The sequence below is a fragment of the Dietzia sp. KRD202 genome, assembly GCF_017168155.1.
GTDB classification, from domain to species: Bacteria; Actinomycetota; Actinomycetes; order Mycobacteriales; family Mycobacteriaceae; genus Dietzia; species Dietzia kunjamensis.
In genome coordinates this window covers 108,255-120,428 of record NZ_JABFAN010000006.1, presented here as the reverse complement: position 1 = coordinate 120,428, position 12,174 = coordinate 108,255, and the positions used below count along the sequence as shown (strand labels likewise).

Genomic DNA, 12,174 nt, shown 5'->3' with positions numbered 1-12,174 from the left:
CGGCCACCACGCCTGACGCGGACCCCGCCACCGACGAGGGTGGCGCCACCGGCCGGGTCGCAGAGAGTGCGGTGACACCGCGCGAGGGGGCGCCGTCGGACGCGTGGATCCGCGCCAATTCGGAGGTCCGCGGGTCGTTGGCCACCACCGGCGTCAGCGGGCCCGAGCTCGTGTTGTGGGCGCTCACCGCGGCGGCGGCCGGCGCGACGCTCATCCTGTTCGCGAGGCGCCGCCGCCACGATGACTCGGCCTTCGCCGTCGACTCCGCTCTCGACCCCGCTCTCGACCGCGAGGGCTGAGCCGCCCGGCCCGAGGGGATAACCCCTGAAGTCGGTGGAACCCCCGCGGACTCAGAACAGGGTGCGTGGACGGATGCTGTTGGCCTGGTCGACGAGCCGGAACCGCTGCTGACGGGTCTCCGTGGACCGCGCGAGGGTCCGCAGGACGGTCTCCGCGCCGGAGCGCAGCCCGAACTCGGTGAACGGAACGCCGCGCATGAGAGGTGACGGGGACGGCTCGTTGCCCGGCAGCTGCACCCAGGCGAGTGCGGTGGTGAGCACAGTGAGCCGGATCTGGAACGCACGGTGCTCGCCGGCGGACAGGTTGGTCACACGGCGGGCGGCCTCGCGGAGGTGGGACTCCTCGGTCTCATCGAGCGGGCGGCCCTGGCACAGCAGGAGGATCGCGGTGAGGTTGGCCAGCGCCGAGTACCGGGAGTTGGGTGGGACGCGGTCGAGCTCCTCGATGGCGGCCTTGACCTCGCCGCGCCGCTGCAGTTGGCGCGCCAGCCCGAATGCGGAGCTGATCACGGACCGGTCCACCGACCACACCGTGCGGTAGAAATGTTCGCTCGAGCGTGCCCAGCGGGCCCGGTCGCTCTCGGGGCACACGTCGAGGATCAGTTCGGCCGTCGCGGCCAGGGCCAGTTTGGGGCCGTTCTCGCCGGGCATGGCCGAGAGTACCCTCTGGAACTTGGGGTACGCCCCGACGGGGTCGCCCTTGAGCAGGGCGGTCACGCCGTCGTACCAGACCAGCCGCCACTCGGCGGGCATCCGGTGCGCGTTCTCCTCCAACAGTGCCTCGGCCGCGGCGAGATCGTCGCTCTCGAGGTAGGCGCGGGTGAGTGACATGATCACGCCGACGCTCTCGTGGGCCTCGGACTCGGTGTCGGAGTACAGCTCGAGGAGGGTGTCGATCCGCTGCTCGACCGAGGTGTACGAGGTCGCGGCGAGAATGCGACTGGCGGGGTCGGAGGACTCCATGAGCGGTACCGGTAGGGCATCGACCAGTTCGGACCCGGTGAGCGTCGTGTCGCGGGCGCGGCCGTCGACGAGGAAGTCGGTCGGCTCGACGGTGAACAGCGTGCCGAAGGTCGATCGCTGGGGTGAGAACACCGAGGAGAACGCCGGGTGCGGGACCCCGGTGCGCAGCGCGAGTACCTCCCGCAGGACGCCCATGAGCTGGTTGGCCATCCCGTTGGCACTGCGGAACCGCGAGTCGGGTTCCTCGTGCGTCGAGCGCAGGAGGAACCGGTACAGCGAGTCGTACCGGCTGAACACCGGCTCCTCCATGGGGGAGGGGATGCCGTCGGCGTAGCGGCCGTCGACCACGGGGAGCCGCACGATGAGCGAGGCGAGGGTGCGGCCGACGGTGTACAGGTCGGAGGCGATGGTGGGCCCGGTCCGGGGGATCTCCGGGGCCTGGAAACCGGGGGTGCCGTAGATGTGCCCGTAGTCCCCGACGCCGGACACCGCGCCCATGTCGATCAGTTTGACGTGGTCCTCGGTGAGCATGATGTTCTCGGGTTTGAGGTCGTTGTAGACCAGTCCCACCGAGTGCAGGTAGGAGAGCGCCTGCAGGACCTCGAGCACGTAGGCGATGGCCTTCTCCACCGGCAGCACCCGCCCGGGTGCCGCTCGTCGGACGTCGCGCAGGCTGGGGCCGCCGACGTACTCCATGACGATGTACCCGCCATGGGTGGGCGACGTGGCCCAGTCGTCGTGGATGAAGTTGTAGATTCGCACGATCGACGGGTGGGACAGTTCGGCCAGGATCTCCCGCTCGGCGACGGCGACCTCTTGGGCCTCGGCCTGGTCGGCGTGGAGCAGGCCTTTGAGGACGACCCAGCGGTCGGACACGTTATGGTCGACCGCCAGGTAGATCCAGCCCATCCCGCCGTGGGCGAGCGCACCGCGGACCTCGTACTGGTCGGCGACGATGTCTCCGGGCCACAGTTCGGGCCGCGGCAGCCTGCCGTCGGAGGCCGCGCACTCGGCCTCGATGTCCTCCGGCTCCAACATGGCCGATGTGGGGTCGACGGGGATGATGTACGGCAGATCGACCAGACCCTCGGCGGCCTGGCTCGGGCGGTCCTCCGGCTTGTCGGGGTGCCGTATGCGGAACGGTGCCGAGGTCGACCGGTCGCCGGTAATCACCTCGCCGGTCCGGGCGGAGGACCGCGCGCCGGGGACGGACTCGGTGCGGGACTCGGGATCATGACTCCGCCCAGCGCCCGCCGCGCGCGCCGGGCCCGCCCGGCCCGGGCTGCTGCCGTCACCAGGGTCGGTGTCGGCGAGGAACCCGGTCATCGACACCGCGCCGGTGGCCGCGACCGCGCCGGTCTGCGACATGCTTCCCGAATGGACGTGCGGGCCCGTGGCCTCGAGCTCCCCGGTCGCCCCCATCGCGCCCGTGGCCTCCATCGCGCCCGTCGCTTCCATGGCGCCCGTGGCCTCCAACGCGCCCGTCGCCTCGGTCAGTCCGGTCGCCGTGGCGGCCGCCGTCACCGCCACCGCCTCGGTCCGCATCGTGGCCTGCGTACCGACGCTGGGTTCGCCCTCCTCGAGCGGGTCGTCCCACTTCCGGTAACTCATCGCTGCTCCTCCGGCACGTACCTCGGCACCGGCATCCCGGGGTTCGGCCCCAGCCCGGACAACCACGTCGAATACATGCGGTTCCACGTGCCGTCCGCGCGGATCCGTTCGAGCGTGGAGTTGACCTGACGGACCAGCCCGTCGGTGTTGTCGCCCGGCGTGGACTTGGCGATGCCCACCCCGTACGGTTCCGCGTCGAGCTGCGGCCCCACGATCTCCAGGTACGGGTCCTGCGCGGTGATGCCCACGAGGATCGCGTCGTCGGTGGTGATCGCGTCCACCTGGTTCTGCTGGATGGCCACGAGGCAGTCCGCCCACGTGTTCACCGACAGCACCGTGATCCGATCCAACTCCTCCCACAACCGCGACGCCGACGTCGTCCCGGCGGCCACGCACACGCGCTTGCCCTCGAGGTGTTCGATCTCCGTGATCCCCGACCCGCGCACCGCCAGCACCCGCTGGTAGGCCTGGTAGTACGGCACCGAGAACGTCACCCGCTCGCGCCGTGCGCACGTGATGGACATCGACCGGATCACCACGTCCACCTGGTCGTTCTCCAGCGCCTCGAGCCGGTTCGACGACGTCAGCGACCGGAACTCCACCTGTCGCGGGTCGCCGAAGATGTCCGCGGCGATCTCGCGCGCCAGGTCCACGTCGAAGCCGGTGAGTTGGCCGCTGGCCGGGTCGCGGAAGGAGAACAGGTTGGAGCCCTGGTCCAGTCCCACGATCAGTCGACCCCGCTCGAGGATCCGCGGCACCCTCTCCGCGGGGGTGGCGTCGTTCGGCCGCAGACTGGGCAGGGGATCGCAGCTCTCGTCGTTCTCGTCGGGCAGGCCGGCGGGGACGTCCGTGCTGATGACCGCGCCGGCGGGAAGTGGCATCACCGCGTCGATCTGCGGGATCCCCGCCCCGGCGATCCCGGCCAACTCCGCGGTCGCGTCTCGTTCCGGCCCGCCCGCGCCGGGGCCGCCCTCGTCGTCGTCGACCCCACACGCCGCCCCGAACGCCAGGGCCGCCACCATCACGCCCCCGAGCGCGACCCGCCTCGCCCGGCGCCGCGCGCCGTGTCCCCGCGCGCCCGACCCGGTCCGCACCCCCGCCGTCACAGGTACTCCCTGATCCTCGGCGCGATCCCCACGACCACGGCGAACGCGGCCAAGGTGGACAACGCGATGATGAGATCGGGCCCGTTGGAGGAGGTGCGGCGGGCGTTGTCGATGCGCGTGCGCAGGGTGTCGCGGGCCTCCTCGATGGCGTCCTGCATGGACTCGTCGAACTCCTCGAACGCGGCCCCCGAGTCGCCCTCGCTCTGGCCGGAGGAGATGGTGATCGCGCCCTGGTAGTCGCCCTGTTGGTACAGGGAGTCGGCGCGGTTCTGGGCGGCCATCCAGGCGTCGAGCGCCTCGATCGCGTCCGTCACCGCGCCCTGCGAGTCGAGGTCGATGCGACCGGTGGAGTCCTCGTCCTCCTCGTCGAGGTACACGGTCAGGGTGTCACGCACGTTGCTCAGGGTGGTCGCCCGCTCGGCCGCCGACCCCTCGGGATCGGTACGCCGCACCAGGTTGAGCGTCTCCTGCGCGCGCACCTTCTGGGCGTTGATGCGCTGGCGGGTGAGCTCGTTCATCGGTGCCGCGCCCTCGGACAGGCCCTTGGCGTTGTCATTGGCCGCGAGAAACCCGGCGATCATCGTGAGCAGGAACGTCGCCACCATGAGCAGCGAGCCCAGGGCGAGCGCCGGGTTGAACCGCCGCCCGGTGAGTCGCCACAGCCACTGTTGCAACAGCAACAGCACCGCGATCGCCAGCCCCAGCAGGAAGAACGACCCCCATGGCGGCGACGACCACTCCCTGTCCGACTGTCCCACCGACGTGGACTGCCGGTCGTACAGGTCCGCGGCGGCGGGCAGGATTGTGTCCTGCATCAGCGTCGACGCCGACGCCAGATACGCCGAGCCGACCGGATTGGCCACGCGGTTGTTGGTGCGCGCCGTCTCCACCAGGCCGGTGTAGGTGGCCAGCTGGGCGTTGATGAGCGCGAGCTGTTCGATGGACTCGGTGTCGGTGCGGTCGAGGCCCTGGGAGGCGGCGATGATCGACGACGACGAGGTCGCGATCGCCTGGAGGTAGCGTTCGCGCAGTTCCGCAGGCTCGATACCGCCGGTGATGAACGCGGTGTTCGCCGCGGAGTCCGCGATCGTCAGGGAGCTGTACAACGTCTGCGAGGCGTTGGCGACGGGCTCGACCTCGGCCAGCAGCGTCTCGGTATAAACCTGCCGCTGGGTGATCGTCGAGGACGCCACGATCCCGCCCGTGAGCACCGTGATGATCGCGAGCAACGCGAAGACCGACATGCGGCCCGGCGTGGTGAGCACGTCGTTCCAGAAGCGGGCGGCGCGGCGACGGACCGGCCTGCGGGGTTGGAGGGTGGATGACGACTCGCCACCCGAGCCGGGCGTTGGTGTGAGCGTGGAGGCGGAGCCGGACCGGGAGCCGGAGGCCGACGTGGAGGCGGAGCCGGACCGGGAGCCGGAGGCGGCACCTGATGCGGGTGCGGCGCCGGCCCGGGGAGCGGAGTCGGCCGACGATACCGGGGTGGACTGTGCGGAGCCGGACTGGGACGCGGAGCCGGGCCGGGATGTGGAGTCGGGCTGGGACGCGGAGCCGGACTGGGACGCGGACGCAGGCGTGGCCCCGGCGGCGGACGCCGCGGGCGTGGATGCCGACGTCGACCCGGCAGGGGCGCCGCCCACCGGTGCGTCGCCGGGTGCGGGCGTGTCCGCGGCCGCACCGCGGGCGCGGCGTAGCGAGAAGGTTCGGGCGCGCATCTGCTCGCTCACCTCCCCGGTCTCCGCCCGCCGAGCCGACGATCCGACGGGAGTGTCTCCCAGGTTAGTGAAGTGGCGGCGCGGAGTCGGGCAGACTGGTCGACGAGGACTCAAGGTTCCGCCCGATCCGGGGGTGGACGGGTCCAGGGGAGGTGGACGACCGGTGGTGGCGAGCGAAGGTGACGGCAACGGCTGGGTGGTGTCCGACGAGGGTGATCGCCGGTGGGGTCGGTTCGGCGCCGCCGGGCTGCTCCTGCGGGCTGCGGACCCGTCCGATCCCGACACCCCGCTCGTGTTGCTGCAGCACCGCGCCGTGTGGACGGCCTCGGGCGACACGTGGGCACTGCCGGGTGGTGCGCGGGACTCGTACGAGGACGCGCCCGTGGCGGCGCTGCGCGAGACGGAGGAGGAGGCCGAGATCCGGCCCACCGACGTGGTGGTCCGCGCGCAGGTCGTGACCTCCCGCATGCCCGGGACCGTGTGGCACCGGCCCGGACTCGACCTGCGGCACGCGGCCGAGATGCTGAGCCGGCTGCGGCCCGACCAGCGCCACGACGAGCTGCCCGCGAACCCGTCGGGCTCCGCCCGCCCCCGCACCATCCCGCCGCTGGTCCAGGAGTCGCCCGACGCGGTGGAGTGGACGTACACCACCGTCATCGCGGACGCCCCGCGCGCGCTGGAGACCGTGCCCAACAACGAGAGTCTCGAACTCCGCTGGGTGCCCGAGACGCTGGTGGCCGAGTTGCCGCTCATGCCCGCGTTCGCCCACGCCTGGGCGAACGGGCTGCGCACCGACCCCGTCGAGCTGGTGGTGGACGTGGCCAATGTGCTCGGCTCCCGCCCCGACGGCTGGTGGAAGGACCGGGCCGGCTCCACCTCGCGACTGCTCGACGACCTGGGTGCCGGGATGCCCCGCACCCTCGAACTGCCGGGGGGGTTCGGCTGGGTCGCCCGCGCGCACGCCGTCATCGAGGGCGCCGCCAAGGCCGCCGAGCACGAGGGCCCGTTCGTCGTCCACCGCGCGTCCGGGTCCGGCGACGACGCGATCGTCGATCTGGCCACCGAGCTGGATGGCGGGCCCCGCCGGGTGGTGGTGGTGACGGCCGACCGGGGACTGCGGGACAGGTTGCCGGGCGACGTCGTCGTCGTCGGACCCCGCGCCCTCCTCGGGTAGCACGCGCGCACGCCGGCCCGGCCCCACCCCGGTCCGTCCCGGCCCGGTTCACCGGGTCCACCCGACCTGACGGGTCGGATCCGCGCGCCGCACCGCCCCGCGGGTGCACACTGGAACGCATGACCCTGCCCCCGGAGATCCTCGTCGGCCCGATGCTGCGCTACGTCGACAGCACCGACGCCACGGTGTGGGTGGAGGTGTCGGCGCCGTGCGAGGTGACCATCCGTGCGGGCGACGAGGTGGTCACCGAGCGCTCCTGGGGCGTGCACGACCACCACTTCGCGGTACTGCACCTGTGCCGGCTGCCCGAGGGCGAGATGACGCCGTACGAGGTGTCGCTCGACGACCGGCTCGCCTGGCCCGTCGACCCGGGTCGGCCCAGCGTGATCCGCACGCCTCGCGCCGACGACACGGTGCGGCTGGCGTTCGGGTCGTGCCGTCGTGGTGAGAGCCAGACCCCGGTGGCGCTGCGCCGGATCGGTGCCGACGCACTGGTCGCCCTGGCGCACCGCATGGCGCACACCCCGCGGGAGGAGTGGCCGGACGCGATGCTGCTGCTCGGCGACCAGGTGTATGCCGACATCCCCAGCCGGGAGATCGCCGAGCGGCTGGCCGAGCGTCGGCGCGCGGGCGGTGGCCCGCAGTCGGTGCGGGACTCGGCCGGCGCCGGGGGAGACCGCGACGTCTCCGACGAGATCTGCGATTTCGAGGAGTACTCCTGGCTGTACCACGAGTCGTGGCGTGACGCGGATGTGCGCTGGTTGCTGTCGACCGTGCCGAGCTGCATGATCCTCGACGACCACGACCTGCGCGACGACTGGAACTCCTCCCACGCGTGGCGTCGCGAGATGACCGCCCAGCCGTGGTGGAGCGACCGGGTGATCGGCGCGTTCGGCAGCTACTTCGTCTACCAGCACCTGGGCAATCTCGCCCCCGACGAGCTGGAGCGCAACGAGATGTACCGGGCGTTGCGGTCCGCCGGTTCGGACGCGGAGAGGGAGTCGCTGCTGGACGACTTCGCGCTGTCCACCGACTCCGAGCGCCGCACCGAGCAGTGGAGCTTCAAGCGCGACTTCGGTCGGGTGCGGGTGGTGATGCTCGACGTGCGGGCCTCGCGGCATCTGGACCCGCAGGACCGGCGGGTCATGGACGCCAACGAATGGCAGTGGACGCGCGAGTCCTGCCTGGACGCCGACGTGGACCACCTGGTGATCGGCTCGTCCCTCCCGGCGTTCATGCTGCCTGCCCTGCACAACCTCGAGGGCTGGAACGAGGCGGTGTCCCGCGACCAGCCCGACAAGCCGGCCATCGCGCGGGTCGGCGAATGGATCCGCCTGACCGTGGACCTCGAGCACTGGGCGGCGTTCCGGAACAGCTTCGACGACCTGGTCGGCCTGCTCACCGAGGTGGCCGCGGGTGATCACGGGCCCGCGCCCGCGTCGATCCTCCTGCTGGGCGGCGACGTGCACTGCTCCTACCTGGAGGAAATCGACCTCACCGCGGAGCGGGTGGCGGACTCACCCACCCGCGTCCACCAGCTGGTGATGTCTCCGTTCCGCAATCCTCTACAGAAGTCGATCCGGGCGGTGAACCGACTGTCGGTCCGCGAGCCCGTGCCCGCCCTGACGCGACGGCTGGCCCGGGCGGTCGGGGTTCGGGAGCCCGAGGCGCGGTGGCGGGTCACCGACGGACTCTGGTTCGATAACGGGGTGATGACCCTCGTGCTGCGGGGCCGCCGCGCCACGGTGCAGGTCGATCACGCCACCGTCGAGTGGCCCGCGCGCGGACTGGGCAAGGTCGTCACCCTGGTGCCCGGGCTGGCGCCGGAGTCGTGGGGACGACGACGACGGCGAGAGGGCGATTCGCTGGGCCGCAAGCCCCGGCAGGTGTTGCGCAGGACGCTGAGCAAGGAGTTGACCGGGGAGGGCCTGTCTCCGCGGGGAGCGGCCGAACAGACGGACGCGGACCGGGACGGGGCTCGCCGGGGCGGGGCTGGTCAGAGTGGGGCTGTCCGGACCGAGGCCGCGCACTAGACCGTCACCGCCGACCGGCTAGGCCAGGGCCGCGCGGAGTTCGCGTGCGGCGGCGGTGGGGTCGGCGGCGCCGGTGATGGCGCGGACCACCACCACCCGGGTCGCACCCGCTGCCAGCACCTCCGGCAGGTTCGTCGCGTCGATCCCGCCGATGGCGAACCACGGCGTCCCGGCCGACCCCGCAGCCGACCCCGCGGTGGTCCCCGCCGACCGCGCGGTGGTCCCTGCCGCGTGGCGCACGAGATCCGGGCCCGGCGCGACGCGGCCCGGCTTGGTCGGGGTGGGCCACACGGGGCCCGTGCAGAAATAGTCGACCAGCGGGTTCGCCGCGGCCCTGTCGACCTCGTCCACCGCGTGGCAGGACAGGCCGAGCACCACGTCGTCTCCGACGATCCGGCGCGCCCACTCCACCGGCAGGTCGTCCTGCCCGACGTGCAGCACGTCCGCCCCGGACGCCACGGCGACGTCGGCGCGGTCGTTCACCGACAGCAGCGCCCCGTGGGAATCGCACACCTCGCGCATCACCGCCAGGGCCCGCAATTCGTGCCCGGCCTCGAGCGGCCCGAGGTCGCGTTCGCCGGCCGAGTTCTTGTCCCGCAGCTGCACGATGTCGACCCCGCCCGCCAGGGCCGCGGTGACGTCCCTGAGCAGCGCCGGGAAGTCGCCCGACCACCCCTGCTCGCGCGCCTGCTCGTCGAGGTGCCGACGCGCGTCGATGCAGAGGTAGAGACGGGCGTCGGCGAGGCGGGCACGGAGGCGGTCGGCGCGGGAGGTCATGGTCACAACCGTAGGCCAGGGCACCACTAGGCTGGCCGTCATGACCTCCCGTGCCGCCGCCGACGACGGCCACCGTCCCGCCGCCGACGACGGCTTCCGCCCCGGTGCCGGTGCCGGTGCCGCTGCCGCCGCCGTGGCCCGGGAGGCCGCGGATCACGGTATCGCGCGTATCGGGGCCCGGCGGCTGGCCGTGATCGGCGGCTCGGTGATCGGCCTGGCCTGCGCGTGGTCGGCCGCCAGGACCAAGCTGGCCACGGAAGTGGTGATCTACGAGCCCGACGAGTCCGGCCCCGACGGTGTGCCCGCCGCGGCCGCGGCGTGGGTGGCCGGTGGCATGCTCGCCCCGTTCAGCGAGGCCTGGCCGGGAGAGGAGGCAGTGTTCGCGCTCGGAGTGGACTCCCTGCGGCGGTGGCCGGACATGCTGGACGCCCTCGAGCCGTACGTCCCTCCCGGCCCGCCGGTCCGCACCGCCACCCACACGCACATGCTGGCCGTGGACGAGGCCGACGCCCGTGACCTCGACATGGCCATGGAGTGGGCCGCCCGCCAGCCGGACTCCACCGACGCCGACCTGCGCCGAATCACCCGGCGTGAGCTGCGCGAGGCCGAGCCGTCCCTGGCCCGCGTCGCCCGCGCCGCCTATCGCATGGACTCCGAGGGGGCCGTCGACAACCGCGTCCTGCTGGCCGCCCTGACCCGAGCCTGCCGCGCCGAGGGTGTGAGGTGGGTGCGCAGCGCGGTGACCTCGCTCGACGACGTCGACGCGGACCGCATCGTCCTGGCCGCAGGTTCCGGGTCCGCCGAACTGGCGGGGCTGCCGGTGCGCCCGGTCAAGGGCGAGGTGCTCCGGCTACGCGCCCGGCCCGGCTGCGAGGACCCGCCCCGGGGAGTGGTGCGGGCGTTCGTCCGCGGGCGACCGCTGTACCTGGTCCCGCGCGACGGTGGTCTGGTCGTGGGCGCCACGCAGTACGAACACGGCGACGACCGGCAGGTCACCGTCGCCGGGGTGCGCGACCTGCTCGCCGACGCCGAGACGATCTTCCCCGGGATCGGGGAGTACGAGTTGGCCGAGGCGATCGCCGGGCTCCGGCCGATGTCACCGGACAACCTGCCGTTCCTCGGCGCCGACCCGACGGACCCGCGCGTGATTCACGCCACCGGGCACGGCCGCAACGGCATCGCGCTCACCCCGGTAACCGTCGCGGCGGTCTGGGCGGCACTGCACGCGGTGCGCGGTCCGGCGGCGGCGCGTGCGGCCGCTCCCGACCGCTTCGCCCGCGGGTGAGCCCCGGGTGCCGGGCGCCGTGGGGCCCGGGTGCCGGTCGCTGTGGGCCCACCGCATCGACGTCGCCGGGGACCCCGCGCCGGCGACTACGGGCACCCCGCGCAGGCGACTACGGTGGAGACGTACAGCCGCGACCCGGAACTAGGAGGGCCCATGATCGTCACGGTGAACGGGGAGGACCGCACCCTGGCCGACGGCGCGACCGTCCGCGCACTCGTCACCGAGCTGGACCTGCCCGACGAGGGCGTCGCCATCGCCGTCGACGGCGTGGTGGTGCCCAGCTCGGGCTGGGACGACGCCCCGCTCGGTGCGGGCGCGGAGATCGACGTCCTCACGGCGGTCCAGGGTGGCTGACCCGACCTCGGCCGCGACCCCGGTTCGCGGCGTCGCAGGGCCGTCCGCGTACCCGTCCGACGTTGCCGCGGTGCTGGACTCACCCCTGGTGATCGCGGGCGAGGAGATCTCCTCGCGGCTCATCACGGGCACCGGCGGCGCCGGTAACCAGGAGGTCCTGCGCGAGGCGCTGATCGCCTCGGGGACCGCGTTGACCACCGTGTCGATCCGCAAGGTCGACCTGCGGTTGGGCATGGACGGCGCCGGCGGACTCGGGCTGCTCGGGATGCTGAAAGAGCTCGACATCCGCCCGCTGCCCAACACCGCCGGCTGCAGGTCCGCCACCGAGGCCGTCAAGACCGCCCGGCTCGCCCGCGAGGCGCTCGGCACCGACTGGGTGAAGCTCGAGGTGATCGCCGACGAGCGCACGCTCCTGCCCGACGGGGTGGAACTGGTGGAGGCCGCAGAGGACCTCGTCGACGACGGTTTCGTCGTCCTTCCCTACACCACCGACGACCCCGTCCTGGCCCGCCGCCTGGAGGACGTGGGCTGCGCCGCGGTCATGCCCCTGGGCGCACCGATCGGCACCGGGCTCGGGATCTGCAACCCGCACAACCTGGAGATGATCGTCGAGCGCGCCGGAGTTCCGGTGATCTGCGACGCGGGGATCGGCACCGCCTCCGACGCCGCACTCGCCATGGAACTCGGCTGCGACGGCGTCCTACTCGCCACCGCCGTCACCCGGGCGGAGAACCCGCCGCTCATGGCCGCCGCGATGCGCGAGGCCGTCCGGGCCGGGCACGCCGCCCGCCTCGCCGGCCGCATCCCGAAACGCTTCTGGGCGCAGGCGTCCAGCCCTCCGGTCGACTGAGGCC

9 protein-coding genes and 1 pseudogene are annotated in these 12,174 nt (G+C 72.8%); 6 read left to right on the top strand and 4 right to left on the bottom strand.

What is annotated here, in order from left to right; all coding sequences use genetic code 11:
* Nucleotides 1-299 (top strand): annotated as a pseudogene (locus J1M64_RS03600) (hypothetical protein); the annotation flags it as partial.
* Nucleotides 300-350: 51 nt separating this feature from the next.
* Here J1M64_RS03600 and J1M64_RS03595 read toward each other — a convergent pair.
* From J1M64_RS03595 to J1M64_RS03585, 3 genes are all read right to left on the bottom strand, one after another.
* Nucleotides 351-2,873 carry a serine/threonine protein kinase gene (locus tag J1M64_RS03595; protein WP_206472831.1) on the bottom strand — a complete coding sequence of 841 codons (2,523 nt, stop codon included), beginning with the start codon at nucleotides 2,871-2,873 and terminating at the stop codon, nucleotides 351-353.
* On the bottom strand, nucleotides 2,870-3,895 hold the full coding sequence (locus tag J1M64_RS03590; RefSeq protein ID WP_119192474.1) for a glutamate ABC transporter substrate-binding protein: 1,026 nt from the start codon (nucleotides 3,893-3,895) through the stop codon (nucleotides 2,870-2,872). The genes J1M64_RS03595 and J1M64_RS03590 overlap by 4 nt, the downstream gene beginning before the upstream one ends.
* A gap of 80 nt (nucleotides 3,896-3,975) precedes the next feature.
* Nucleotides 3,976-5,223 carry a hypothetical protein gene (locus tag J1M64_RS03585; protein ID WP_241261063.1) on the bottom strand — a complete coding sequence of 416 codons (1,248 nt, stop codon included), beginning with the start codon at nucleotides 5,221-5,223 and terminating at the stop codon, nucleotides 3,976-3,978.
* Here J1M64_RS03585 and J1M64_RS20510 point away from each other — a divergent pair.
* Entirely contained in the window at nucleotides 5,183-6,871 is a 1,689-nt protein-coding gene (locus J1M64_RS20510; protein WP_374220837.1) for an NUDIX domain-containing protein, read from the top strand. The genes J1M64_RS03585 and J1M64_RS20510 overlap by 41 nt on opposite strands.
* Before the next feature lie 119 nt (nucleotides 6,872-6,990).
* Nucleotides 6,991-8,904 (top strand): alkaline phosphatase D family protein, encoded by a 1,914-nt coding sequence (locus J1M64_RS03575; RefSeq protein ID WP_206472829.1) that lies wholly within the window; start codon nucleotides 6,991-6,993, stop codon nucleotides 8,902-8,904.
* An 18-nt stretch (nucleotides 8,905-8,922) separates the two neighbouring features.
* On the opposite strand, the gene thiE is transcribed toward J1M64_RS03575, so the two are convergent.
* Entirely contained in the window at nucleotides 8,923-9,681 is a 759-nt protein-coding gene (thiE, locus tag J1M64_RS03570; protein ID WP_206472827.1) for a thiamine phosphate synthase, read from the bottom strand.
* A 40-nt stretch (nucleotides 9,682-9,721) separates the two neighbouring features.
* On the opposite strand from thiE, the gene thiO reads away from it, so the two are divergent.
* The 3 genes from thiO (at nucleotide 9,722) to J1M64_RS03555 (ending at nucleotide 12,170) form a co-directional block, all read left to right on the top strand.
* The gene (gene thiO, locus J1M64_RS03565) at nucleotides 9,722-10,966 is read left to right on the top strand and encodes a glycine oxidase ThiO (protein WP_241261062.1); all 1,245 of its coding nucleotides are present in this window, start codon (nucleotides 9,722-9,724) and stop codon (nucleotides 10,964-10,966) included.
* A 153-nt stretch (nucleotides 10,967-11,119) separates the two neighbouring features.
* Nucleotides 11,120-11,320, top strand: a complete 201-nt coding sequence (gene thiS / locus J1M64_RS03560; protein WP_017836465.1) for a sulfur carrier protein ThiS — start codon at nucleotides 11,120-11,122, stop codon at nucleotides 11,318-11,320.
* A 70-nt stretch (nucleotides 11,321-11,390) separates the two neighbouring features.
* Nucleotides 11,391-12,170, top strand: a complete 780-nt coding sequence (locus J1M64_RS03555; RefSeq protein ID WP_206473203.1) for a thiazole synthase — start codon at nucleotides 11,391-11,393, stop codon at nucleotides 12,168-12,170.
* Nucleotides 12,171-12,174 lie beyond the last annotated feature (4 nt).